Origin of the sequence: Rathayibacter oskolensis, from assembly GCF_900177245.1 — a bacterium.
Taxonomy (GTDB): domain Bacteria; phylum Actinomycetota; class Actinomycetes; order Actinomycetales; family Microbacteriaceae; genus Rathayibacter; species Rathayibacter oskolensis.
On the sequence record NZ_FXBM01000002.1, the window covers coordinates 758,556 to 781,988 of the forward strand.

Below are 23,433 nucleotides of genomic sequence, written 5' to 3' on the forward strand. Positions count from 1 at the left end.
CGCGTCCCCTGGCCGCGAGTGCTCTGCCCTAGGGTCGACGGGTGAGCGATGAGACCCCCGACGAAGCCCGAGCCCGACGTCGGAGGGCCCTGCTCTGGGTCGTGCCGCTGCTCGTCCTGCTGATCGGCGGGCTCCTGGCCGCGACGCTCGCGATCGGCGGCTACGCCGCGCGCACGATGACGGGGGCGGCTGCGCAGGCGGCGGTGCTCACGCTCGCCTAGGCGGTCGCGGCCGGTCCGTGCTCGTCCTCGGGCTGCGGCGCGGCCGATCGCTCCACCGCCTCCTCGGAGGCGTGTCCCGACTCCGGGCCCGTCCGCGCCTGCTCGTCGGCCCGGCTCACCGCGTCGGCGAGCTCGTCGGCCACGAGGAACCCCGTCGACACGGCCTCTGCGCGGTAGGCCGCCCGCCCCACCATGTGGGCCGAGACGGGGACGGTCAGCAGCTGGAAGCCGATGACCAGCACGACGGTGCCGGCCGCGGCGAAGCCCGGATTGCGGATCGCCACCGCGAGCATCACGCAGATGAGACCGAGCACCTGGGGCTTGGTACCCGCGTGCATCCTCGAGAGGAGATCGTCGAAGCGGAGCAGCCCGATCGCCGCGACCAGCGACAGCACGGCGCCCGCGGTGACGAGCACGGCCGTGACGACGTCCCAGAAGGCGTCCATGTCAGTCCTCCTCGCGGTTGGCCAAGAACTTCGCGACGCTGATCGAGCCGAAGACCGCGAACAGCGCGAGGCAGAGGGCGACGGGGAGCGTCCTCGCGTGCTGGTTGACCGCCATCTCGGCGCCCAGCCCGCAGATGATCGTGGCGACCAGCACGTCGGCGGCGACGACGCGGTCGAGGATCGAGGGTCCGCGGAGGATGCGCACCAGCGAGAGCAGGGTGGCCGCGCCGAAGAGGGGCACCAGGATCCAGGCGAGCCAGTCGATCATCGAAGGGCCCCCGCCCCGTCGGCGAGGGGCCGGCTGACCCGCTCGACGTCCTCGCGCGAGCCGATGGCGCGCACGATCCGCGCCTCCGTCTCGAGCACGGTGCGGCGCACCTCCTCGATGCGGTGGGTCTCGTCGTGCGTCACACCGAGAACGTGCAGGTAGAGCACGTTCTGCTGCGGATCGACGTCGATCACCAGGGAGCCGGGGACGAGCGAGACGGCCTCGGTGGTCCAGACCAGCATCCCCTCGGAGCGGCTGCGCAGGTGCACGGCGACGATCGCGTTGTGCACGGGGACCGGCAGAGTGACGATCTGCCACGACACCCGTACCGAGGCGACGGCGATGTCGGCGGCGAGGCGGACGAGGAACACCACCAGGTACCAGGGGTTCACCCGGTTCGAGAACTCGACGGGCGGGAGGTAGAAGACCCGGGTGATCAGGAGAGCGACGAGGAATCCCGAGACGATCGAGAGCACGGAGACGTCGTCCCAGAGCAGCACCCAGATGCCCACGAGTGTGACGAACATCGCGAAGCGGTTCCAGAAGTCGACGCGGCGGCGGGGGCTCATCGGGGCCCCTCCTCTCCGAAGGACGAGTCGCGGTAGACCGTCGCGATGTAGGTGGCGGGGTCGGCGATCGCTGCGGCGGCGTGCTCGCTCGCGTCGTAGAGCGGTCCGGCGCCGACGGTCAGGACGACGCTGACGAGCACCATCCCGGCGGTCGCGAGCACCATCATCGGGGGCGAGTGGCGCGTTCGGACCGTTCCGGTGTCGTGCGGGTCCTCCTGCAGCTGATCGATCAGGGGCGACTCGTAGCCGGGCACCTCCTCCTGGCGGCGCCAGAACGCCATGTTCCAGACACGGGCGACGGCGTAGAGGGTGAGGAGCGAGGTGACCGCTCCGGCGCCGATCACGGCCCAGATCAGCCAGTCCGGCTGCTCGACGGCCGACTCGGCTCCGGCGACGAAGAGTCCGACCTTGCCGAGGAACCCGGTGAACGGCGGGATCCCACCGAGGTTCATCGCGGGGATGAAGTAGAGCAGGGCGAGCAGGGGCGAGGCCTTGAGGAGCCCGCCGAGCCGGAGGATCGAGGTCGTCCCTCCGACGCGCTCGATCAGACCCGTCGCGAGGAACAGCGTCGTCTGCACGGTGATGTGGTGGATCACGTAGAAGATCGTCGCCGCATAGCCCGCCTGGGTGCCGATCGCGATGCCGAAGACCATGTAGCCGATGTGCGAGACCAGGGTGAACGAGAGCATCCGCTTGATGTCGGCCTGCGCCACGGCTCCGAGGATCCCGACGACCAGGGTGAGCAGAGCCACGACCAGGAGGACCTCGGTGAGCGCGCCCCCGGGGAAGAGCAGCGTCTCGGTGCGGATGAGCGCGTAGACGCCGACCTTGGTCAGCAGGCCCGCGAACACGGCGGTGACCGGGGCCGGAGCGGTCGGGTAGGAGTCGGGGAGCCAGAACGACAGCGGGAAGACCGCCGCCTTGATGCCGAAGCCCAGCAGCAGCATCACGTGCAGCACCAGCTGCACATCGGCGGGGAGCTCGGCGATGCGGATCGAGAGCTGCGCCATGTTGACGGTTCCCGTGGCTCCGTAGAGCAGGCCGATCGCCGAGAGGAAGAAGACGCTCGAGACCAGGCTGACGACCACGTAGGTCGTGCCCGCCCTGATGCGCGGCGCGGTGCCGCCGAGGGTGATCAGCACGTAGCTGGCCGCGAGGAGGATCTCGAAGCCGACGTAGAGGTTGAAGAGGTCGCCCGCGACGAAGGCGTTGAGGATGCCCGCCGAGAGGATCAGGTACGTCGGGTGGAAGATCGTGACCGGTGTCTCGCGATTGCCGTCGACGAGGCCCTGGCCGACGGAGAAGAGGAGGACCCCGAGCAGCGTGATCGAGGTGATCACGAGCATCAGAGCCGACAGCGGATCGACGACGAGGACGATGCCCCACGGCGGCTCCCAGCCGCCCACGTAGACCGCGCTGCCGCCTCCGTCGCCCGTGAGGACGATCACCAGCATCACGGAGGAGATCACCAGGACGGCCGAGAGCGTCACGATGTTGACGAGGATCTGAGCGCGGCGGTGGCGGCCCAGGATCAGCGCGACCGCCGCCCCCAGCAGGGGGAGGGTGACGACGAGGGGGATCAGCGCGGTCATCGCTCCTCCTTCCTGTCATCGGTCATGGCGCTCTCGCCGTGCTTGGACGCCGTGCCCTCGTCGCTCGCCTCGAGCAGATCGTCGAGCGCCCTGTCGTCGGCGGTGGTCTGCGCCGAGATGCCGGCCGCGTCGGCGCGGACGGAGGTGTCGGTCTCGTCGTCCTCGACCTGGTCGGCGTTGGCGAGGCGCCAGCGCCGGTAGATCATCGCGAGGAGGAACGCCGAGACTCCGAACGTGATCACGATCGCCGTCAGGATCAGGGCCTGGGGGAGCGGGTCGGCCATCTCGTCGGCGATCTGCTCGTAGGAGCGGCCGTCGTCGGTCACGAAGGGCGCGAGACCCGCTCGCCCCGCCATCAGCAGGATCAGGATGTTGGTCGCGTTGCCGATCAGGAGGAACCCGATCAGGATCCGGGTCAGGCTGCGCTCGAGCATCTGGTAGACGCCGGCGGCGTGGAGCACCGCCATCACGACGACGAGGACGAGGGTGACGCTCATTCGTCTCCCCGCCCGGGTCCGCCGACGACCGTCGCTCCAGTGGGCAGCTTCGTCTCGAGTCCGTCGACCGTGCCGGCACCGGGCCCGGGGGAGTCGCCGTCGGTCGAATGGGTGACGCCGTCGCCGGAGGACTCACCGCGCTCGGCCTCCTCACCGTGGCGGTCGACCTCGCCGCCGAGGCTCCGGAGGATGTCGAGGGCCAGGCCGATCACGATGAAGTAGACCCCGATGTCGAAGAGGGTGGAGGTGCCGATGTGCAGCTCGCCCAGGATCGGCACCTCGAGGTCGAGCCAGCTCGACTCGAGCACCTGGAGTCCGAAGACGAGCGACGACACCGCGGTGCCGACGGCGAAGAGGAGACCCAGGCCCAGCACCTTGCCGGCGTCGATCGGAGCGGCCTCGCCGAGCTCGAAGCGTCCGCCGGCGAGATAGCGGGCGACCAGGGCGAGACCGGCGAGCAGGCCGCCCGCGAAGCCTCCGCCCGGGGTGTTGTGACCCGTGAAGAGCAGGTAGACCGAGACGATCATCGCGGGGTGGAACAGGAGGCGCACCAGCACCTCGAGCACGATCGAGCGGTTCTCGGGGCGCAGCGTCCGCCCGGCGACGAGCCACGAGCCGCGGTCACCGCTCTGCTCGGCGTCCTTCGCCGGGGCGGTGAGGTCGAGGGCGCGCTCGGCGCGGTCGGCGGCGCTCTGCGACTCGAGGCGGGGCGCGCCTCCGGCCCTGCTGGAGAGGAAGATCAGGCTCGCGACACCCGTCGCGACGACGACGAGGACCGAGATCTCGCCCATCGTGTCCCAGGCGCGGATGTCGACGAGCAGGACGTTGACGATGTTGCGCCCCTGCCCCTCCTCGTAGGAGAGGCGGGGGAGCTCGGCCGAGATGGGCGTCGCCGTGCGGGCGCCGAGGGCGATCGTCGCGACGACGGCCATGACGGCGCCGACCGCGATGCCGATCACCGCGCGCAGGCGCTTGCGCATCGGCTGGTGCTTCGCGGCGATCCGGGTCGGGAGTCGCCGCAGGACGAGGACGAAGACCACCAGGGTCACCGTCTCGATGAGCGCCTGAGTGAGGGCGAGGTCGGGGGCACCCTGGAGGGCGAAGAGGGCGACCATCCCGTAGCCGGTGCCGCCCGCGAGCAGGACCGCGGCCACGCGGTTGCGGGCGACCGCGCAGAGGATCGCGGCGACGATCATCACGGCGGCGACGGCGAGCTGACCGGGGCTGTCCCAGAACACGAGCTCGTCGGGCCAGGTGCGGGTGAACGCCGCCGCACTGCCGGCGCCGCCGACGAAGACGGCGAAGATCACTGTGAGGTAGCGGGGGAGCGAGCCGCGCTGCACGAACTCGGTGACCGTGCTCGCGACCCGGTCGAGCCAGCGCACGGTGGCCCAGTAGCCCTCGGCCGAGTCGATGCGGTTCGGCAGCATCGACTGCGCCTTCGCGACGGCGACCCGCTTGGCGAAGAGGAGGAGGCCGATCGCGATCACGAGGGCGCTGAGACCGAGCGCCGGCTCGAAGCCGTGCCAGAGGGCCAGATGGTAGGTGCCGTGCTCGGCCAGGGCCTCGGCCGCGAGCACGGGGTCGGCGTCGGCGGCCGCGAGGGGCAGGGTGTCGGCGTAGACGGCGCTGAGCGGATCGAGGACCGACGCGGCGACGCCTCCCACGACGCTCACCGCGGCGAGCACGACGGGAGCCGCGGTGAAGGCCCACGGCTCGGCGTGCAGGTGCGTGTCCTCGAGGCCCTTCTTGCGGGCGAAGGCGCCCCAGAAGAAGCGGGCCGAGTAGGCGACGGTGAGGATCGAGCCCAGCACGAGGCCGACCAGGGCGATCCAGCCCCAGACCGAGCCCTGCTCACCGGCCCCGAGGAGGCTCGTGAAGACGGCCTCCTTGGCGACGAAGCCGAGCAGCGGCGGGATCCCCGCCATCGAGAGCACGCCGATCAGCGCGGCGGCCGCGAGCACCGGTGCCCGGCGGCCGATCCCGCTGAGCTTGCGCAGGTCGCGGGTGCCCGCCCGGTGGTCGACGATACCGACGACCAGGAAGAGCAGGGCCTTGAACAACGCGTGGCCGAGGAGGAGGGTCAGCCCGGCGAGAGCTGCGTCCCGCGAGCCGAACCCGACGGCGACCGTGAGGAAGCCGAGCTGGCTGACGGTGCCGTAGGCCAGCACGAGCTTGAGGTCGTACTGGCGGAGCGAGCGCCAGCCGCCGACGAGCATCGTCCACACACCGACGCAGACGATCACGGGCAGCCAGACGGCGTCGTCGGCGAAGCCGGGCGCGAGGCGCGCGACGAGGTAGATGCCCGCCTTGACCATCGCCGCGGCGTGGAGGTAGGCGCTGACCGGGGTCGGCGCGGCCATCGCGGCCGGCAGCCAGAAGTGGAACGGCACGAGGGCCGACTTCGAGAAGGCGCCCAGCAGGACGAGCACCAGGGCGACCGAGACGATCGGGCCCGACGGGGCCGCCGCGACGATCCCCTCGAGACTCGTCGTCCCGGCCTGGACCACGAGGATCACGACTCCGACGAGCATCGCGAGCCCGCCGAGCGTGGTGACGAGCAGGGCCTGCAGGCCGGCTCCCCTGCTCTCCTTGCGGCCGCTGTAGTGCCCGATCAGGAGGTAGGAGAGGACGCTGGTCGCCTCCCAGAACACGAAGAGGATGATCACGTCGTCGGCGGTGACCAGCCCGTACATCACGCCGGCGAAGGCGAAGAGGAGCGCGGCGAAGCGGCCGAGCGACGGCTCGTCCCGCCGGAAGTAGCTCGCGCAGTAGACGAGCACGAGGGCGCCGACCCCGCTGACGACGAGCGCCAGCACCATCGAGAGGGCGTCGAGGCGGAACGAGAGGGCGACGTCGAGCGACGGGATCCACGGGACGCTCTCGCGGATCTCGCCTCCGTCGAGGACGGTCGGCAGCGAGGACGCGGTGGCGACGAAGGTGCCCGCCGGGACGAGAGCGAGGCCGTAGAAGGCCTTCGGGCCGACCCGGTCGACGATCCACGGCGTGACGACGGCGAGAGCGAACGTGATCGAGAGGATGAGGAGCATCACATGTTCCTCCCAAGGCATACTCAGCGCGGTCGCACGACAAGGGTAACGGAGGGGTGCGCGGCCGAAGCTGAGTGCCCGGAGGGTTGCCGGGCGCCGTATCTTCGGGGCATGGCCCGCTCCCTGCTTCCCGACCAGCTCTGCCGCATCCGGATCCACGACGTCGCCAGCGGTGTCGCGACCACGGTCTTCGAGTCCGACTCGCTCCTGGTGGAGGCACCGAACTGGTCTCCTGACGGCTCGTTCCTGGTCGTCAACGGCGACGGCGGCCTGTTCCGGCTCGGACTCGAGGGGGCGGAGGCGGGGCGGCTCCAGCCGATCGCGCTCGACGGTGTGCCGGACGAGCTCAACAACGACCACGTCCTCGCACCCGAGGGAGGCGTCGCCTACGTCTCGGCGCGCGACGGGCACCTCTACGCGGTGGCCCTCGACGCCTCAGCGCCGGCCCGCCGCCTCACCGCCGACCCCGAGGGCGGCCGCTTCAAGCACTACCTGCACGGCGTCTCGCCCGACGGCTCGCTGCTGGCCCTGATCGGCGGCGGCGAGGACGCCTCCGGGCAGTGGGTGACCAACGTCTACACGATGCCCGCCTCCGGAGGCCCGCTCACCGCCCTGACCGATGACGCCCACCCCGATGACGGAGTCGACGTCGCTCCCGACGGCGAGACTCTCTACTTCAACTCCGAGCGCGCGGGGGGCGGCGCGGGTCGTGCGCAGCTGTTCCGGATGCGCCGCGACGGCTCCGGCCTCGAGCGCGTGGTCGAGTCGGACACGGTCGACTGGTTCCCTCACGTCTCGCCCGACGGCGCGCACCTGCTCTACCTCGCCTACCCCTCCGGGACGATCGGCCACCCCGAGAACCTCCCGGTCGAGCTGCGGCTGCGGGGCCCGTCCTCCGGCACCGAGCCGGGCCGGGTCGTGCAGCGGCTCCTCGGCGGGCAGGGCACGATCAACGTCGCGGGCTGGGCGCCCGACTCGACGCGCTTCGCCTACGCCGACTACCCCCGCGCCTGATTCGGAGCCGGTCCCGGCCCGGCTCCGCGCGGTCGGCTCGATCGGGTGGTCACGGTTCGTGGAGCGGGGTGCGCTCGCCGACGGGGAAGCGCTGCGACGCGCTTCCCCGGATACGGCTCGCGGTTCCCGCAGGGGGTGTCCGGCTCGTGGGTCCCGCTCGTGGAACCGAGACGCCGGAGGTGCACCTGAGTGCTTGCCGCAGATGCCGGGGACGGGGGTCTCGCGAGCATGTGCTCAGGGGTTGAATCGGATGATGACGATCGACAGCGCACCACCGGCCCACGACTCCTCCACCCGCGCACCGCTCGGCGACTCCGGGATCGAGGTGTTCCCCCTGTCGCTCGGCGGCAACGTCTTCGGCTGGACCGCGGGCCGGCAGACCTCCTACGACGTCCTCGACGGCTACGTCGCCGCCGGAGGCGACTTCATCGACACCGCCGACTCGTACTCCTCGTGGGTGCCCGGCAACAAGGGCGGCGAGTCCGAGACGATCATCGGCGAGTGGCTGACCCGGCGCAGGTCGCGCGACGACGTCGTGATCGCGACGAAGGTGAGCCGCCACCCGCGGTTCCCCGGTCTCTCGCCCGAGAACGTCCGGGCAGCGGCCCGCGCGTCGCTCGAGCGGCTGCAGACCGATCGGATCGACCTCTACTACGCGCACTTCGACGACGACGCCGTCGCCATGGAGGACATCGCCCGCGTCTTCTCCGAGCTCGTCGACGAGGGACTCGTGCGCGCGATCGGGGTGTCGAACCTCAGCGCCGACCGCATCCGCGAGTGGCTGCGCATCGCGGAGGCGGAGGGGCTGCACGCGCCCGTCGCTCTGCAGCCGCACTACAACCTGGTCGAGCGGGACATCGAGGCCGACCTCGTGCCGCTCGCCCGCGAGGCCGGCCTGGCCGTCGTGCCCTACTTCGCGCTCGCCTCCGGGTTCCTGACGGGCAAGTACCGCGACGGGACGACTCCCGACGGCCCGCGCGCCTCCGGTGCGGCGAAGTACCTCGACGCGCGAGGACGACGAGTCCTCGCGGCTCTCGACGCGGTGGCCGCGACCCACGGAGTCGAGGTCGCGACCGTCTCGCTGGCGTGGCTGCGCTCGCAGCCCGGCGTGGTGGCTCCGATCGCGAGCGCCCGGGTCGTGGAGCAGCTGCCGGCTCTGGTCGCCTCGGCGTCGCTCGTGCTGACCGCGGACGAGCTGTCGGCGCTGGACGCCGCGAGCCGCTCGTAGGGAGGCCGGTCTCGATACGCCGCCCCCTCGTAGCGGCGGTCGGGGCCGCCCGCCCGGGGTGCTATTGTCTAACGGTGCCAAATCGCGGGCGCGCCCTGAGACGGGCACTCAGACCCGCAGGTGCGCCCCCTTAGCTCATTGGTAGAGCACTTCCTTGGTAAGGAAGAGGTAGTGGGTCCGATTCCCACAGGGGGCTCCGTTCCCGGCAGGCCGAGCCTGGAGGAAACGCGCGGCGGGGTAGCTCAGGTGGTTAGAGCACACGGCTCATAATCGTGGTGTCGCGGGTTCAAGTCCCGCTCCCGCTACGTCGGCGGAGAACCCCGTCTCGCACTGCGAGTCGGGGTTCTTCTGCGTTCACCTCTGTTGCTCCGTTGCGTTCACCTCTGTGGCGTTCACCCCCGGGCGTTCACCTCTGCGGCGTTGACCTCTTCGCCGTTGACCCCTGTTGCCCCACCGGCGCTTGGTAAGGCTAGGCTAACCGAACCCGCCGCGTCCGACGGCGTGCTCGGAGGTCCCGCATGTCCCGCTCGTTCACGCCGACCCGGCCCACCGACCCCCAGGTCGTCACCGTCGAGGTGGTGCGGACGGTGCGCGTGACGCCGAGCATGCAGCGCGTCACGTTCGGCGGCCCGGGTGCGGCGCTCCTGCATCCGCTCGGGCACGACCAGTGGTTCCGGCTCTTCCTGCCGCGCCCGGGTCAGGAGGAGCTGCGGCTCCCCACTCGCGCAAGCGCCCTCTGGTACGCGCAGTACCTCGCGATGCCGCGCGCCCGGCGCCCGTTCGTGCGCAACTACACCGTGCGGCGCTATCGCGCCGAGGGCGCCGACGGCGGTCCCGAGCTCGATGTCGACTTCGTGGTGCACGGTGAGGGAGGAGAGGCGGGACCGGCCGTGACCTTCGCTCTCACCGCCGCCGTCGGCGATCGCGTCGGCATCCTCGACCAGGGTCTCGGCTACCGGCGAGGGGACGGTACCGACTGGTGCCTGCTCGTCGCCGACGAGACGGGTCTTCCGGCGGTCGCGGGGATCCTGGGCTCGCTGCCCGCGGACCGCCGCGCGGAGGTGTTCCTCGAGGTGCCCGGCGACGACGACCGCCAGCCGATCGCCTCCTCCGACGCCGTGACCGTGCACTGGCTCCCGCGTGCCGACGCGCACGCCCGACCGGGCGAGCGCGCCCTCGACGTGCTCCGCGGCGCCGAGCTGCCTGCCGGCCGCCCCTCCGTCTTCGCGGTGGGCGAGTCGGCTCTCGCGACCGGCGCCCGTCGCCACCTCGCCGCCGAGCGGGGCGTCGACAAGCGCGACATCACCTTCATCGGCTACTGGCGGCACGGAGTCGCGGCGCCCTGACGCGGGCCGGCCGTGCCGTAGCGGGTCAGACCGCGCAGCCCGCGAAGAGCACGTCGTCGGAGGAGACCAGGTCGTCGAGGGTCAGCAGCCGGTCGAGGTCGTGGCCTGCCGCCAGAGCGTTGGTCCGCTCGAGTGCGGTCTGCGGGGCGAGCCGCCCCTCCATCACGCCATCGAGGGCGCGCACCGCGCAGGCCGCGACGACTCCCTCGGGAGTCCCGCCGATACCCAGCACGAGGTCGACGCGGCCGGAGGGGTCCGCCGCCTCGATCGCGACCGACACGTCGCCCTCGCCGCGCAGCTCGAGCGCGACGCCGGCGGCCCGGAGCGACGCGACGAGACCTGCGTGACGCGGCTTGTCGAGCACGACGACGACCAGCTCGGACACCGGCTTGCCGAGTGCCCGCGCCAGCCGCGTCACGTTCTCGGCCGGGTCGAGATCGAGCCCGACGACTCCCGCGCCCGCCGCCGAGCAGACGAGCTTGTCCATGTAGAACACATCGCGCGGGTCGAGCATCGTGCCGCGCGGCGCGAGGGCGATGACGCAGACCGAGCCGGGGATCCCCTCGGCCGTCAGCCTCGTGCCGTCGAGCGGGTCGACGGCGACATCGCACACCGGCGACGTCGCCCGACCGAGGTGCTCGCCGTTCGCGAGCATGGGTGCGTCGTCCTTCTCGCCCTCGCCGATGACGACGACGCCGTCGAACGGCGCCTCGGCGAGCACCTCGCGCATCGCCGCGACCGAGGCCGCGTCGGCCGCGACCTTGTCGCCGCGGCCGTACCAGCCGCGGGCCGCCTCGGCCGCCGCCCGCACGCTCTCGGCCACCGCCTCCCGGAGCTCCGGCGAGTAGGAGGGCGACGCGATCAGCCGGACGTCGCTCACGCGCGGGCCGGCTGCGAGGTCGCGGTGCGCACCAGGCGCTCGAGGGTCCGCAGCCCGTCCGACGACAGCACCGACTCCAGGTGACCCTGCACCGACGCGACCCCGTCGCCCCGGAGCGCGTTGACGACTCCGGTCGCCGCATCGCCCGAGACCTCGAGGTCGAGAAGCGGGGTGCGCGTCGTGCCCTCGCCGGCGACGGAGGAGAAGGTGTTGTAGAAGCCGATCGCCGCATCCTCGCCGAACACGTCGACGGCCAGTCGCACACCCTGGCGGGGCGCCGGCAGCGGCTCGACCGGGAGACCCGCGAGCAGCGAGAGCATCTGGTGGCTCAGGCAGACGGCCAGCATCGGCCGCTCGGAGTCGAGCCGCTCGGTCATCAGGGCGCGCAGGCGCGCGATCCGCGGCTCGGAGTCGTCGCGCGGGTCACCGGGGCCGGGGCCGAACACCACCAGGTCGTCCGAGAGCACGTCCTCCACGCTCGACCAGCGCTCGACCCTCGCGTCCATCCCGAGGTGGCGCAGCTGGTGGGCGAGCATCGTCGTGAACTGGTCCTCGTTGTCGACGATGAGGGCGGTGTGCCCGGCGAGGCCCTCGATGTGCTCGGGAGCCTGCGGCCGCAGCCAGAACGAGGCGAGGCGCTCGTTGCGCGCCTCGAGCGCCTCCTTCACCCCCGGCTGGGCGTTGAGGTCGATCGCGGGAGGGATGTCGCGGTGGGGGAGGAGGCCGAGGGCCGAGAGCACGCCGGAGGCCTTGGCGCGCGTCTCGGCGACCTCGCCCTCGGGCGTCGAGTGGCGCACGAGCGTGGCGCCGGCCGGCACGGTGAGCCGGCCGTCCTCGCGGAGGTAGGCGGTGCGGATCAGGATCGGCGCGTCGACGGTGTAGCCGTGCTCCTCGGGCTCGAACAGCGCCAGCACGCCGGAGTAGTAGCCGCGCGGCTCCTTCTCGTACTCGGCGATGACCGCGCAGGCGTTCTCCATCGGAGAGCCGGTGACCGTCGGCGCGAACATCGTCAGCCGCAGCACCTCGCGCACGTCGAGACCGGTCCGGCCCTCGAGCAGGTACTCGGTGTGGCTGAGCCGCGACATCTGCTTGAGGAACGGCCCGAGGATGCGTCCGCCGTTCGGGCAGACGGCGCTCATCATCTTCATCTCCTCGTCGACCACCATGAAGAGCTCCTCGCTCTCCTTCACGTCGGCGAGGAACGCGAGCACCTCGTCCCCCGTCGGACCGGCTGCGGGGTGCCGGAAGGTGCCGCTGATCGGGTTCATCATCGCGACGCCATCGCGCACCGAGACGTGACGCTCGGGGGTCGCTCCCACCGCGGTCACCGTCTGCGCTCCTCCGGAGCCGGGGGTGTGGATCGCGAAGGTCCAGTAGGCGCCCGACTCGTCGGTCAGCAGCCGGCGGAACCAGGCCAGCACCGCCTCGACCGGAGGCGCGTCGGTGTGAGCGACGAACGCCCGGTTGATCACGAAGTTGGCGCCCTCTCCGCGGCCGATCTCGTCGTCGATCACCCGGCGGACGATCTCGGCGTACTCGTCGTCCGGCACGTCGAAGCCGCGCTCCTCCACCGGGATCTCGCGGTCGGGGAGGAGGCGGAGGACCTCCGCCAGCGGCACGCTCTCGCGCTCGCGGACGATCAGGTTGCGCAGCGGCGCTCCGTCGTCCTTCGCCGCGAACCCGCGCTCGCGCACCTGCCGGTAGGGGACCAGGGTGAGCACGTCGTCGCCGTCGAGCGGGATGTCGGCGAGACCCTCGACGTCGACCACATCGCCCGTGAAGACGTCGACGTCGTCGCGGCCCTGGCGGAGGACGATCGCGAACGGGAGCGAGCCGTCGGAGGCGAGGATGCGGGAGAGGAGCGAGGTCATCGTGGTCCTTGGTTCGGGGTGTCCCTCACCCGGGCCCCGACATGCAGAACGACCGCCCGGATGAGGCGGTCGTGTGCGAGAGGTCTCTGCGCGTCGGCCAGCCTAGGAGGCGGGCCACCAGGGGCTTCGGGTCGACGTGCGCATGGGGGGAGTCTAGGGGACGGCCGGTCGGGCGGCCAAGCGGATCAGCGGGGCGCCCCCTCGACGCTCGCGGGCGCGATCCGGTCGGTCGACTCGCCCCGCAGCGTCCGGAGGAGGAGGGTCGCGCCGGCCGTCGCGGCGGGGGTCGCGACCACCGCGCCTCCCGGCACGAGGAACGCGAGGTAGACCGCGATGCCGAAGCCGAGGGACACGGCGCGGTGCTCGCCGAGGAGGCGTCGGCGCTCGCGGAGGCTCATCCCCCTGGCGTCTCCCGCGAACCCGGTCAGCTCGAGGGCGAGGGCGCGCCCGCCGACGAGGGCGCCGGCGATCAGGCCGACGATCTGGCCGACGACGGGAATGAAGCCGAGCAGCACCAGCACGACGCCGATGCCGAGCGAGGTCGCGACCAGCACACCGGAGTCGCGCAGCCCCCGGCCGATCCCGCGCCAGAAGCCCGTCTCGTGCTCGTCGGGGACTCCGCCGAGCTCGTTCTCGACGCCGCGCCAGATCCGCTCGTAGAACGGGTCGCCGACCAGGAGGGTCACCGCGGCGAAGAGGACCACGCCGAGCGCGACCAGTGCTCCGACCGCGGCGATCCCGAGCAGGAGGCGCGCGGTCGAGGCCCAGGCGTCGCTCCATCCGTCGAGGAACGGCGTCAGCGCGAGGACGACGTCGTTGATCCGGCTGAGCACGAGGGCCAGCACGCCCACGAAAACGAGGCCGACGACCAACGGTGGGATCGCACCGAGGAGCATCGCTCGGGGGGAGCGCACCCAGGTGCCGAGACCCCGGCCGAAGAGCCGTGCGCCGAGGGCCAGGTCGCGGAGGATCGCCATGCCCTGATCCTCCCAGAACCGCGTGCCACCCGGCGGATCGACGACTCCGCCCTCCCCGTTATGCGATCGATGCAGAACGTCGTCGAGCGGAGGATGTGCGCGTGCTCAGCGCACTGATAGACATCAGCCAGGCGTCACGGGGGCAGCTTCGACGCCGATCCCACTTCCACATTCTCGAGAAGGAATACATCCATGTCTCACCGGGGGGCTCCTCTCCGCTCGCGCTCGCGTCTCGCGTGCCTCATTCTCGCCGTCGGCCTCTCCGTCGGCGTCCTCGCGCCGGGGGCGGCCGCGAGCACCAGTACTCCGGAGCCGACGGTGACCGCCACCGCGACGGCGACCCCGACGCCCACGGTGACCCCGATTCCGTCGGCTACGGCTACGGCTACGGCGACCGCGACTCCGACGGCTGCGCCCACTCCGACGGCCGATCCGACGGCCACCGCTGCGCCGACGCCGACGGAGACCGCCACGACCGAGCCGACCGCGGAGCCGGCGCCCGCCTCGCCCGCGCCCTCGGGGGAGCAGACCGCGGCACCCGCGCTCAGCGACAGCGAGGCGCTCGACGCCTGCCTGGCGGCCAACGGCGGGACGGTCGCCCGCGATGTCCTCGGCGAGGTCTCGGTGACTCTCTCCGGCGCGAGTCCCCTCGTCTCCATTCCTCCGTTCGACGTGGCCGACTGCCTCGACCGCGCCGAGGTGCGGGTCTGGAACCTCGACTACGAGCGTCCGACCGAGTCCGGGTACACCCTCGAGCTCCTGGGCGTCTTCCCGGTCGAGGGAACCGAGTTCCGCGGCGTGACCTACGGGTACGGCGCACTCCCCGCGGGTGACCAGGGCGTCCTCGTGACGGTCGCGGGCTTCGTCGGCGCCGCCGAGAGCCCGTTCGAGCCGATCGGCGACGAGGTGCGACTCGACGTTCCCGTGGAGACTCCCGGAGCGCCCGACGCCGACTCCGAGGCCTACGCCGCGTGCGTCGCCTCCAACGGCGGACAGGTCGTCGTCAGCCAGTCCGGCGAGGTCACCGCGAGCACGACGAACGGCATCATGACCGTCGTCGTCCCTGCGATCGAGACGGTCGACTGCCTCGACTCGGTGACCCTCGTGATTTGGGCGGCGGACTACGACCGGCCGACGGAGGACCACCCCTTCATCGCGGTGAGACTCGACGAGATCGCGATCGCGTCGCCCTTCTACGGCGGCGGGACCTTCAGCTACCCCGTCACCACGGGCCACATCGACGCGATGGTCACGGTGGTCGGCGCTCTCGGGACCGCCCAGGGCGGACTCGAGTACGTGACCTACCGGGCGCACGTCACGCAGCCCGGTGAGATCACCACCACGACCGCCTCCACCACCACTCGCGGCGGAACGCGGGGCGGCCCGACGCTCGCGTCGACCGGCGTCGAGACGGCGGGAGTCGCCTCCGGCGCCGCCGCCCTGCTGGCCCTCGGCCTCGTCTCGCTCGTCATGACGCGCCGACGTCGCGCCGCCCAGCAGTAACTGCCACCCCGAGGGGCCCGGGAGTCACGACTCCCGGGCCCCTCGTGCGTCGCCGGTCAGGCGAGCTCGAACGGTGCGAGCAGCCCGCTCATCGCCTTCGCGCGCGGGGCGGCGAACTCGTCGCGGCGCGAGGTCGTGACGCCCATCGCGACCAGTCCCTCGACGAGGCGGACCGCCGACGCGACTCCGTCGATGACGGGCACGCCGAGCTCGCGCGAGAGCTCCCGGCAGAGGTCGGCCATCCCCGCGCAGCCCAGCACGACGGAGTCGGATCCGTCGGCCTCGAGCGCGTCGCGGCAGGCGGCGAGGATCACGCGACGGGCGTCGGAGCGCGGGTCATCGAGCTCGAGGACGGGGATGTCGCAGGCGTGCACGTCGCGGCACGCCTCGCCGAAGCCCGCCCGCCGCGCGATGTCCCACGCGCGACCGCTCGTGCGCGACAGGGTCGTGACCACGCTGAAGCCGCGACCGACCAGCGTCGCCGTGTGCATCGCCGCCTCCGCGATGCCGATCACCGGACCGCTCGCGATCTCGCGGGCGGCGTCGACGCCCGGATCGCCGAAGCACGCGATCACCGCACCGTCGCTGCCCGCCGTCTCCGCCCGCGCGATCTCGTGCAGGATCCCGGGCACGGCGAGCGCCTCGTCGTAGTGGCTCTCGATCGAGGCGGGCCCCATCGGCGGAGTCACCGCGGCGATCTCGGTGCCGATGGAGGCGACGGAGCGTCCGGCGCGGCCGATCGCCTCCGTCATCGACTCGGTCGTGTTCGGGTTGATGACAGTGATGAGCATGGTGTCCTCGAGTAGCGGTGAGAGGAGAGGGGGCGGTCCTCGCCTGCCGCCCCCTCCCCGGACGCCGGGAGCGGGTGGATCAGACGAGCGAGCCGTCGCTCACGTTCTCGAGGTCCTCCTCGAGCCGCCCGATGCGCGGTGAGCGCCGCTCGAGCAGGGCCATCGCGACGAAGCCGAGCCCGCAGCCGATGAACCAGCTGTAGTCGCCGAGCCAGGTGAAGGAGGCGCCCCCCGCCTCCTCGATCCAGCGCGGCACGAGCACCGAGAGCACCGACGGCAGGCCGCCGATCGCGGTCGCCCAGACGGCGTTGGGGTTGAAGCCCCTCGAGAACCAGTACCGACCGGTCTCGCCCATCGTGTAGAGGTCGTCGACCCAGACGCGCTGACGGCTGATCAGGTAGTAGCCGGCGATCAGGACGCCGAACAGCGGACCGATCAGGGCGCCGAGGATGCCGAGCGTGTAGTGGATGGCCGTGTCGTTCGAGTACCAGTTCCACGGGGTGAGCAGCACCGAGCCGACAGCGGCGATCATGCCGCCCATCCGCCAGCTGATCTTCTTCGGGTTGACGTTCGAGAAGTCGAACGCGGGAGAGATGAAGTTGGCGACGATGTTGATGCCGATGGTGGCGATCACGAACGTGAGCCCGCCGAGGAGGACGGCGAACCAGGTGTCGATGCGCTCGACGGTCTCGATCGGGTCGGTGATCAGCTCACCGAAGACGGGCACCGTCGCGGAGGCGGTGATCACCGTCAGCAGCGAGAAGAAGAGGAAGTTGATCGGCAGGCCGAGCAGGTTGCCCTTCTTGACCGCCTTGTAGCTCCGGGCGTAGCGCGAGAAGTCGCCGAAGTTGAGCATCGGGCCCGAGAAGTAGGCGACGACCAGCGCGACGGCCGAGATCATCACGGGGATCGACGCGGCGAAGTCGAGAGGCTCGCCCGAGCCGAGGTTGAGCGAGATGTTCTCCCAGCCCGCCTGCGAGACGAGGTAGACCGCGAGGATCAGCATCACGACGTAGACCGCGGGTCCGGCCCAGTCGATGAAGCGGCGGATCGACTCCATCCCTCTCCAGAAGAGCGCGGCCTGCGCGACCCAGAGGATCGCGTAGGAGAGGTAGCCGAGCGCCGAGAGCCCGAGGAAGGACGCCTCGGGAGTGTTCCAGGACGCGAGATCGGGGAAGAACTTGAGGAAGACGATGTTCAGCGACTGCGCGGCCAGGTAGGTCTGCACGCCGTACCAGGCGATCGCGATGAGACCGCGGATGATGCCGGGGATGTTGGCGCCGCGGATCCCGAAGATCGCGCGGTTGATGACCGGGTAGGGCACACCCGTGACCTGGCTCGGCTTGGCGACCAGGTTGCAGAAGATCTGCACGATCACGATGCCGACCACGAGGGCGACGAGCACCTGCCAGCCCGCGAGTCCGAGGGCGAACAGGGAGCCGGCGGTGACGTAGCCGCCGACGCTGTGCACGTCCGACATCCAGAACGCGAAGATGTTGTAGCTCGACCACCGCTGCTTGGCGAGCGGGGCGAGGTCGTCGTTCGCGAGCCGGTCGTCGTAGCCGGGCTTGATCAGCGGGGCTCCGGCGGGCAGGTCGGCGTCGATCGAGACCGCGGCGTGCGGGTCGACCTGAGGAGTGGTAGCGCGGTCGGTCATGGTGGATCCACCTCTCGGGCGGTCGCGCGGGGTCCGCGCGGGCGACTGTGTCAGGGTTGTCGAGGCGGCGGGCGAGGCGGTCGGCCGTCACCGCGAGGAGCGTGGGGCAGTGGCTCGGAGTGAAGTGATCGCTTCACTGAGATGTCAACCTACGGCGCGGTGCCCCGCGGTTCGTTTCGGCTCGGTTACGGCTGCGTGACGTTCGCCGAGGGAAGGATGACGAGTGATGCTCTCCGACAGCGGAGCCACCGGCGCGGCCGATCGCGACCGGCTCGGAGCCCGGCTCCGGGAGCTGCGGCTCGCCGCAGGAGTGTCGCAGCGCGCGCTCGCCGGTCGGCTCGGGATCTCGATCAGCGCCGTCTCCCAGATCGAGCGCGGCGCGATGCAGCCCTCTGTCGGGCGCCTGATCGCCGTGGTCGGGGCTCTCGGTGTGCCCCTCTCGGCCGTGTTCGACTCCGCCGCTCCCGAGCCCGCCGCGGTCGCGCCCGCGGTGGTCGAGTCCGCGGTGATCCGGGCGGGGGAGGTGGCGCCCGTCGTCCTCGACGGAGGAGTCCTCTTCCGTCGACTGGCACCCGGTCTGGTCGACACGGTCGACTTCTTCGAGTCGACCTACCCGCCGGGCGCGACCTCGACGGCCCACCGCCAGTTCCTCCGCCACGACGGCTTCGAGATCGGCACCGTGACGCTCGGCGAGCTCACGATCGAGTTCGAGGACGAGGTCGTCGTGCTCGCGGCGGGCGATGCCATCACCTTCCCGTGCGAGCGCCCCCATCGGATGGTCAATCGCGGGCCTGCGCCGGCCGTCGCCACCTGGCTGATCGTGCACCGCTGAGCCGGCCGGTGCGAGTCGCGCCAGTTCGCTTCGGGCACCATGCGCGTATGGGATCCTGATCGCGCTCCTCCACAGCGGGGGCGAGGCGACTGCTTGTCCACACCCCGCCGGAATCCGGCCGGGAGATGCGCCTCGATGTCGGTGCCGCCTGGTGTGCTGGGCGCCTCGAGCGATTGGTGCGGAACGTGGATGGACGCAAGGACGGCAGGCGCGGCGATGGATGCCCTCGGTGGTGCGCGGGTGAGCACGACGAGATCTCGGCGGCGGCGGAGCGGCTGCACCGCTCCGCGACGAGATCGCTGCCGATGGTGCTCTGGTCGGACACCGGGGAGCCGGGCGACCCGTCGGCGGTGACGGTGCACGTCTCCGTCTGCCGGCCGGGCCCTGCGGGAGAGGAGCGGCTGCGGGTCGAGGCCGACGGCCTCGGCGCCCTCGACCTCGATCTCAGCTCCGCCGCACGGCTCGTCCGCGGGGTGGAGTCGACGCTGCGCCTACTCGATCCCACCGCGTGAGGCGCGGGGCGGGTTCGGCGGCAGCAGGTCCATCAGCTCGACCCCGAGGGCCTCGCAGAGCGCGAGCAGGGTGTGCAGCGTGGGGTTGGCCGGCGACCCCGGCTTCGACTCCCCCTTCTCGAACTTCTGGTAGGTGTAGCCGGCGAGGCCCGCCGCGTGCGCGATCCGCTCCTGGCTCTCGCCCTTGGCGATGCGCGCGCGGTGCATGTTGGTGCCGAGCTCGCGGGCGTAGGTGGTCCAGTCGCGATCGGGGGAGGGTGTGGCCATGCCCGCCAGCTTCCGAGAAGTCGGCGCTGCGGTCAGCCACATGCAGATGGGAAATTGCCGATGGTCATACCGGCGTGAGCGATCGGAGGCGCCCACCGGCCCCCGGGGAGCCCTGACGGCAGCGCCTAGGATGGCCGGGTGCCAGTGAACCCCGAACTCGTCGGCCGCGTCTTCGCGCCCACCGAGCCCTATCAGGTGGGTCGGGAGAAGGTCCGCGAGTTCGCCCGCGCCGTCTCCGCGACCTCTCCCCTCCACCACGACGCGCAGGCAGCCCGCGAGGCCGGCTACGGCGACGTCGTCGCGCCGCCCACGTTCGCCGTGGTGGTGCAGGAGTACACCCTCGCGCGGCTCCTCGCCGAGCCCGACTCCGGGATCGACTTCAGCCGGGTCGTGCACGGCGACCAGCGGTTCAGCTACTCCCGGCCGATCGTCGCCGGTGACGAGCTGACGGCCACCCTCGCCGTCGCCTCGATCAAGCGCCTCGGTGCGCACTCGATGGTGACCACGGAGTCGACCATGGTCGACGTCGAGGGCGCGCACGTCGTCACCGCGGTGTCCACTCTCGTCGTCAGGGGAGACGAATGACCGCCGACCGCCCCGCCCTCGCCGAGCTGTCGGTCGGTGACGTGGTCGCCGAGAGGCGGTTCCACCTCGAGCGCGGCACCCTCGTCCGATACGCCGGCGCCTCGGGAGACTTCAACCCGATCCACTACCGCGACGACGTCGCCGCCGAGGTGGGGCTCCCGGGCGTGCTGGCGCACGGGATGCTCACGATGGGGACGGCCGTGCAGGTCGTCGTCGACTGGGTCGGCGACCCGGGCCTCGTGGTCGACTACCAGGTGCGCTTCACCCGACCGGTCGTGGTCGATCCTCGCGAGGGCGCCGATGTCGACGTCGTCGCGAAGGTCGGTGCGCTCGGACTCGACGAGGGCTGGGCGCGCATCGACCTCGCCGTGAGCGTCGCCGGACAGGCCGTCCTCGGCAAGGCCCAGGCGCGCGTCGCCCTGTCGTGACCGACTCGCGATGACTCCTCTCTCCTCGCTCACGACGCTCCGGGTCGGCGGCCCCGCCGGTCGCCTCGTCGAAGCGACGACCGAGGCCGAGCTGGTCTCGACCCTCCAGACGCTCTGGGCCGACGACGAGCCGTGGCTCGTCCTCGGCGGAGGCTCGAACCTCCTGGTCGGCGACGACGGAGTCGACGCGACGGTCGTCCTCGTGCGCACCTCGGGCATCGAGCGCCTCGAGACCGCCGAGCCGGGAGCCGTACACCTCCGCGTGCAGGCGGGGGAGTCGTGGGACGGGCTCGTCGCCGCGGCGGTGGAGCGAGGCTGGGCCGGGCTCGAGGCCCTGAGCGGGATCCCCGGGACCGTCGGCGCCTCGCCCGTGCAGAACATCGGCGCCTACGGTCAGGAGCTGTCGGACACCCTCGTCGCGGTGTCCTTCCTCGACGAGGGAGCCCGCGAGCCGGTGCGGCTGAGCGCCGAGGAGCTCGGGCTCGGCTACCGCACGTCGGTCATCAAGCAGGGTCGCCGCGGGGTCGTCCTCGCCGTCGAGCTGCTCCTCGAGGAGTCGGGGGAGCAGGGCGCCGGGTCGCCCGTGGCCTACAGCCAGCTCGCCACGGCCCTCGGAGTCGCTCTCGGTGATCGCGTACCGCTGACCGCGGTGCGCGAGACCGTCCTCCGGCTGCGGGCGTCGAAGGGCATGGTGCTCGACCCGGCCGACCCCGACACGGCCAGTGCCGGCTCCTTCTTCACGAACCCCCTGGTCACGGTCGCCTTCGCCGACTCGCTGCCGCCCGCGGCCCCGCGCTGGCCGGTCGAGCCCGTGCACGAGGCCGCCGTGGTCACCCCTCTCTCGGCCGTCGAGGCGGGTGCGCCCGTCGGCGTCCCCGCTCCCGCGGCGCCCGGTGAGCTGGTCAAGCTCAGCGCGGCGTGGTTGATCGAGCACTCGGGAGTCTCGCGCGGGTTCGCGCTGCCGGGCTCGCGCGCCGCCGTCTCGAGCAAGCACACGCTCGCCCTCACGAACCGGGGCGGCGCCCGCGCTGAGGAGATCGCCGAGCTGGCCCGCTACGTGCAGGGCAGGGTGCTCTCCGAGTTCGGCGTGCTCCTGCACCCGGAGCCGGTCGTCGTCGGCACCACGGTCTGACGCGGGCGGGGCGGCCGTCAGGAGTCGCGGCGGATCCAGCGGAACGTCAGCCGGCACGCCACCAGTCCCACGACCAGCCAGACGGCCAGGGCGATGGCGACTCCGCCCAGATCCCAGGCTCCGTCGACCTCGAGCCTCTCGAAGTCCGACGGGAGGAAGACGGCGCGCATCCCCTGCGCGATCCACTTCAGCGGGAAGACGCTCGCGACGTTCTGCAGCCAGTCCGGCAGCGTCGTGAACGAGAGGTACGACCCCGAGATGAACTGCAGCACGAGCAGCGGCGGCACGATGACCGCCGTCGCGCTCTTGCCCGACCGGGGCAGAGCAGAGACGGCGATCCCGAGGATCGCCGACGTCGCCACTCCGGCGAGGTAGACCCAGGCGAACGTCGCCCAGCGCCACCCGTCGGTCGGCAGCTCGACCGAGAAGACGGTGGCGGCGACGACCAGGAGCAGGGCGGTCTGCGCGAGGCTGGTCACGAGCACCTGCCCGAACTTGCCGAGGAAGTAGCTCAGCACCGGCAGGGGAGCCCCGGCGAGACGCTTCAGCGTGCCGTCGCTGCGCTCGACCGCGATGTCGACTCCGAGGTTCTGCACGCCCGAGAGCAGGATGCCGGCCGCCGCGAGTCCCGGCACGTAGTACTCGGCCATCGTGATGCCAGCGCTCTGCGGGTCGGACTGCATCACGGCGTTCTCGCCGAACGCCACCGAGAAGATCGTCAACAGCAGCACCGGGAAGAGGAAGGTGAAGAAGACCTGGTCGGGCGCGCGGAAGTAGGAGCGCACCTCGTAGCGCGCACGCGCCGCCCCGAGGCGGAGCGTCCGGCCGGGGCCGGTGCGCAACGGCCGGACCCGGCCGGGGGAGACGAGGGTGCTCATGCGGGTTCTCCGATGCGGTCGAGGGTGTCGCCCGCGCGATCGTCGCGGATGAGGTCGAGGTAGATGTCCTCGAGGCTCGGACGGACGACCTCGAGGGCGGCGGGTTCGCCGAGCCGCTCGCCGAGCTCGGCGACGAGCCGGGCGGGTTCGGCGGAGCGGACCCGGTGCAGCACCCCCGCCTCCTCCCACTGGACGATCGGCACCCGGGCCTCGTCGCCGCCGATCTCGCTCACCGGACCGATGGCCAGCAGGCGGCCGCCCGCGATGACGGCGGCCCGATCGCCGAGCCGTGCCGCCTCGTCGAGGTAGTGGGTGGTCAGCAGGATCGTCGTGCCCTCGCTCTTGAGCAGCGCGACCAGCTCCCAGAAGGAGTGGCGAGCCTCCGGATCGAAGCCCGTGGTCGGCTCGTCGAGGAACACGAGCTCGGGGCGTCCGATGATGCCCAGCGCCACGTCGACGCGTCGACGCTGGCCGCCCGAGAGCTTCCCGATGCGCGAGCGCGCCTTGGCGGTGAGTCCGACCGCCTCGATCGTCTCGTCGACGTCGCGCGGGTGCGGGTACAGGCCGGCGAAGTGGGCGATCTGCTCGCGGACGGTGGCGTTGCCGGACTCGCCGCTGGACTGGAGCACGATCCCGAGCCGCGACTTCCAGGCGAGATCGCCGTGCCGCGGGTCGACGCCGAGCACCGAGACCTCGCCTCCGGAGCGGTCGCGGTAGCCCTCGAGGATCTCGATCGTGGTCGACTTGCCCGCGCCGTTGGGGCCGAGGAGGGCGAAGGTCTCACCGCGGTGGATGTCGAACGTGATGCCGGAGACCGCCGGCGCGCCGCCGTAGTCCTTCCGCAGGTCGCGGACGCAGACGGCGGAGTCGGGGCTCATCGTCCCAGCGT

General features: G+C 71.8%; 24 protein-coding genes and 2 tRNA genes. 12 read left to right on the forward strand and 14 right to left on the reverse strand.

What is annotated here, in order from left to right; all coding sequences use genetic code 11:
• Nucleotides 1-41: 41 nt before the first annotated feature.
• Nucleotides 42-221 (forward strand): hypothetical protein, encoded by a 180-nt coding sequence (locus B9Y99_RS18530; protein WP_129588023.1) that lies wholly within the window; start codon nucleotides 42-44, stop codon nucleotides 219-221.
• Here B9Y99_RS18530 and mnhG read toward each other — a convergent pair.
• From mnhG to B9Y99_RS12625, 6 genes are read right to left on the reverse strand one after another with little or no spacing between them, the layout of a single operon-like run.
• A complete protein-coding gene (mnhG, locus tag B9Y99_RS12600) occupies nucleotides 218-667 on the reverse strand; it encodes a monovalent cation/H(+) antiporter subunit G (protein WP_085476920.1) in 450 nt (149 codons plus the stop codon). The genes B9Y99_RS18530 and mnhG overlap by 4 nt on opposite strands.
• A 1-nt stretch (nucleotide 668) precedes the next feature.
• Nucleotides 669-935: an MrpF/PhaF family protein gene (locus B9Y99_RS12605; protein WP_085476921.1), complete on the reverse strand. Its 267-nt coding sequence runs from the start codon at nucleotides 933-935 to the stop codon at nucleotides 669-671.
• Complete coding sequence (locus tag B9Y99_RS12610) at nucleotides 932-1,504, reverse strand: Na+/H+ antiporter subunit E (RefSeq protein ID WP_085476922.1); 573 nt, start codon at nucleotides 1,502-1,504, stop codon at nucleotides 932-934. Before B9Y99_RS12610 ends, B9Y99_RS12605 begins: the two co-directional genes overlap by 4 nt.
• Nucleotides 1,501-3,096 (reverse strand): Na+/H+ antiporter subunit D, encoded by a 1,596-nt coding sequence (locus B9Y99_RS12615; RefSeq protein WP_085476923.1) that lies wholly within the window; start codon nucleotides 3,094-3,096, stop codon nucleotides 1,501-1,503. The genes B9Y99_RS12610 and B9Y99_RS12615 overlap by 4 nt, the downstream gene beginning before the upstream one ends.
• A complete protein-coding gene (locus B9Y99_RS12620; RefSeq protein ID WP_085476924.1) occupies nucleotides 3,093-3,593 on the reverse strand; it encodes a Na(+)/H(+) antiporter subunit C in 501 nt (166 codons plus the stop codon). Before B9Y99_RS12620 ends, B9Y99_RS12615 begins: the two co-directional genes overlap by 4 nt.
• Nucleotides 3,590-6,643 (reverse strand): Na+/H+ antiporter subunit A, encoded by a 3,054-nt coding sequence (locus B9Y99_RS12625; RefSeq protein ID WP_085476925.1) that lies wholly within the window; start codon nucleotides 6,641-6,643, stop codon nucleotides 3,590-3,592. Before B9Y99_RS12625 ends, B9Y99_RS12620 begins: the two co-directional genes overlap by 4 nt.
• Nucleotides 6,644-6,754: 111 nt before the next feature.
• Between B9Y99_RS12625 and B9Y99_RS12630 the strand changes: the two genes are divergently transcribed.
• From B9Y99_RS12630 to B9Y99_RS12650, 5 genes are all read left to right on the forward strand, one after another.
• On the forward strand, nucleotides 6,755-7,657 hold the full coding sequence (locus B9Y99_RS12630) for a TolB family protein (RefSeq protein WP_085476926.1): 903 nt from the start codon (nucleotides 6,755-6,757) through the stop codon (nucleotides 7,655-7,657).
• Nucleotides 7,658-7,910: 253 nt separating this feature from the next.
• Entirely contained in the window at nucleotides 7,911-8,885 is a 975-nt protein-coding gene (locus B9Y99_RS12635; protein ID WP_085477400.1) for an aldo/keto reductase, read from the forward strand.
• A 124-nt stretch (nucleotides 8,886-9,009) separates the two neighbouring features.
• Nucleotides 9,010-9,081: transfer RNA gene (locus tag B9Y99_RS12640), tRNA-Thr, on the forward strand.
• A gap of 35 nt (nucleotides 9,082-9,116) precedes the next feature.
• Nucleotides 9,117-9,190, forward strand: a tRNA-Met gene (locus tag B9Y99_RS12645).
• 213 nt (nucleotides 9,191-9,403) lie between these two features.
• On the forward strand, nucleotides 9,404-10,231 hold the full coding sequence (locus B9Y99_RS12650) for a siderophore-interacting protein (protein WP_085476927.1): 828 nt from the start codon (nucleotides 9,404-9,406) through the stop codon (nucleotides 10,229-10,231).
• A gap of 25 nt (nucleotides 10,232-10,256) precedes the next feature.
• On the opposite strand, the gene B9Y99_RS12655 is transcribed toward B9Y99_RS12650, so the two are convergent.
• From B9Y99_RS12655 to B9Y99_RS12665, 3 genes are all read right to left on the reverse strand, one after another.
• Nucleotides 10,257-11,111: a class II fructose-bisphosphatase family protein gene (locus B9Y99_RS12655; protein ID WP_085476928.1), complete on the reverse strand. Its 855-nt coding sequence runs from the start codon at nucleotides 11,109-11,111 to the stop codon at nucleotides 10,257-10,259.
• Nucleotides 11,108-12,982, reverse strand: a complete 1,875-nt coding sequence (locus B9Y99_RS12660; protein ID WP_085476929.1) for an anthranilate synthase family protein — start codon at nucleotides 12,980-12,982, stop codon at nucleotides 11,108-11,110. Before B9Y99_RS12660 ends, B9Y99_RS12655 begins: the two co-directional genes overlap by 4 nt.
• 185 nt (nucleotides 12,983-13,167) lie before the next feature.
• Nucleotides 13,168-13,959: an EI24 domain-containing protein gene (locus tag B9Y99_RS12665; RefSeq protein ID WP_085476930.1), complete on the reverse strand. Its 792-nt coding sequence runs from the start codon at nucleotides 13,957-13,959 to the stop codon at nucleotides 13,168-13,170.
• Between the two features lie 192 nt (nucleotides 13,960-14,151).
• On the opposite strand from B9Y99_RS12665, the gene B9Y99_RS18830 reads away from it, so the two are divergent.
• Nucleotides 14,152-15,462 (forward strand): hypothetical protein, encoded by a 1,311-nt coding sequence (locus B9Y99_RS18830; protein WP_165759619.1) that lies wholly within the window; start codon nucleotides 14,152-14,154, stop codon nucleotides 15,460-15,462.
• 56 nt (nucleotides 15,463-15,518) lie between these two features.
• Here the strand turns inward: B9Y99_RS18830 and B9Y99_RS12680 are convergent, their stop codons facing one another.
• Together B9Y99_RS12680 and B9Y99_RS12685 are read right to left on the reverse strand one after the other, a co-directional pair.
• Nucleotides 15,519-16,253 (reverse strand): aspartate/glutamate racemase family protein, encoded by a 735-nt coding sequence (locus B9Y99_RS12680; RefSeq protein WP_085476932.1) that lies wholly within the window; start codon nucleotides 16,251-16,253, stop codon nucleotides 15,519-15,521.
• A gap of 79 nt (nucleotides 16,254-16,332) precedes the next feature.
• On the reverse strand, nucleotides 16,333-17,910 hold the full coding sequence (locus tag B9Y99_RS12685; protein ID WP_085476933.1) for an NCS1 family nucleobase:cation symporter-1: 1,578 nt from the start codon (nucleotides 17,908-17,910) through the stop codon (nucleotides 16,333-16,335).
• 226 nt (nucleotides 17,911-18,136) lie between these two features.
• Between B9Y99_RS12685 and B9Y99_RS12690 the strand changes: the two genes are divergently transcribed.
• Nucleotides 18,137-18,742: a helix-turn-helix domain-containing protein gene (locus B9Y99_RS12690; RefSeq protein WP_085476934.1), complete on the forward strand. Its 606-nt coding sequence runs from the start codon at nucleotides 18,137-18,139 to the stop codon at nucleotides 18,740-18,742.
• Between the two features lie 185 nt (nucleotides 18,743-18,927).
• A complete protein-coding gene (locus B9Y99_RS18540; RefSeq protein WP_129588024.1) occupies nucleotides 18,928-19,254 on the forward strand; it encodes a DUF6907 domain-containing protein in 327 nt (108 codons plus the stop codon).
• Here B9Y99_RS18540 and B9Y99_RS12700 read toward each other — a convergent pair.
• On the reverse strand, nucleotides 19,234-19,521 hold the full coding sequence (locus B9Y99_RS12700; RefSeq protein ID WP_085476936.1) for a helix-turn-helix domain-containing protein: 288 nt from the start codon (nucleotides 19,519-19,521) through the stop codon (nucleotides 19,234-19,236). The genes B9Y99_RS18540 and B9Y99_RS12700 overlap by 21 nt on opposite strands.
• 138 nt (nucleotides 19,522-19,659) lie before the next feature.
• Between B9Y99_RS12700 and B9Y99_RS12705 the strand changes: the two genes are divergently transcribed.
• Genes B9Y99_RS12705 through B9Y99_RS12715 form a run of 3 tightly spaced genes read left to right on the forward strand, consistent with a single transcriptional unit; the run spans nucleotide 19,660 to nucleotide 21,666 of the window.
• Nucleotides 19,660-20,106 carry an FAS1-like dehydratase domain-containing protein gene (locus B9Y99_RS12705; RefSeq protein ID WP_085476937.1) on the forward strand — a complete coding sequence of 149 codons (447 nt, stop codon included), beginning with the start codon at nucleotides 19,660-19,662 and terminating at the stop codon, nucleotides 20,104-20,106.
• The gene (locus tag B9Y99_RS12710) at nucleotides 20,103-20,534 is read left to right on the forward strand and encodes a MaoC/PaaZ C-terminal domain-containing protein (protein WP_085476938.1); all 432 of its coding nucleotides are present in this window, start codon (nucleotides 20,103-20,105) and stop codon (nucleotides 20,532-20,534) included. Before B9Y99_RS12705 ends, B9Y99_RS12710 begins: the two co-directional genes overlap by 4 nt.
• 10 nt (nucleotides 20,535-20,544) lie before the next feature.
• Nucleotides 20,545-21,666: a UDP-N-acetylmuramate dehydrogenase gene (locus tag B9Y99_RS12715; RefSeq protein ID WP_085476939.1), complete on the forward strand. Its 1,122-nt coding sequence runs from the start codon at nucleotides 20,545-20,547 to the stop codon at nucleotides 21,664-21,666.
• A gap of 17 nt (nucleotides 21,667-21,683) precedes the next feature.
• On the opposite strand, the gene B9Y99_RS12720 is transcribed toward B9Y99_RS12715, so the two are convergent.
• Both B9Y99_RS12720 and B9Y99_RS12725 read right to left on the reverse strand, forming a co-directional pair.
• Complete coding sequence (locus tag B9Y99_RS12720) at nucleotides 21,684-22,544, reverse strand: ABC transporter permease (RefSeq protein WP_085476940.1); 861 nt, start codon at nucleotides 22,542-22,544, stop codon at nucleotides 21,684-21,686.
• Complete coding sequence (locus tag B9Y99_RS12725; RefSeq protein WP_085476941.1) at nucleotides 22,541-23,422, reverse strand: ABC transporter ATP-binding protein; 882 nt, start codon at nucleotides 23,420-23,422, stop codon at nucleotides 22,541-22,543. Before B9Y99_RS12725 ends, B9Y99_RS12720 begins: the two co-directional genes overlap by 4 nt.
• Nucleotides 23,423-23,433: the final 11 nt, after the last annotated feature.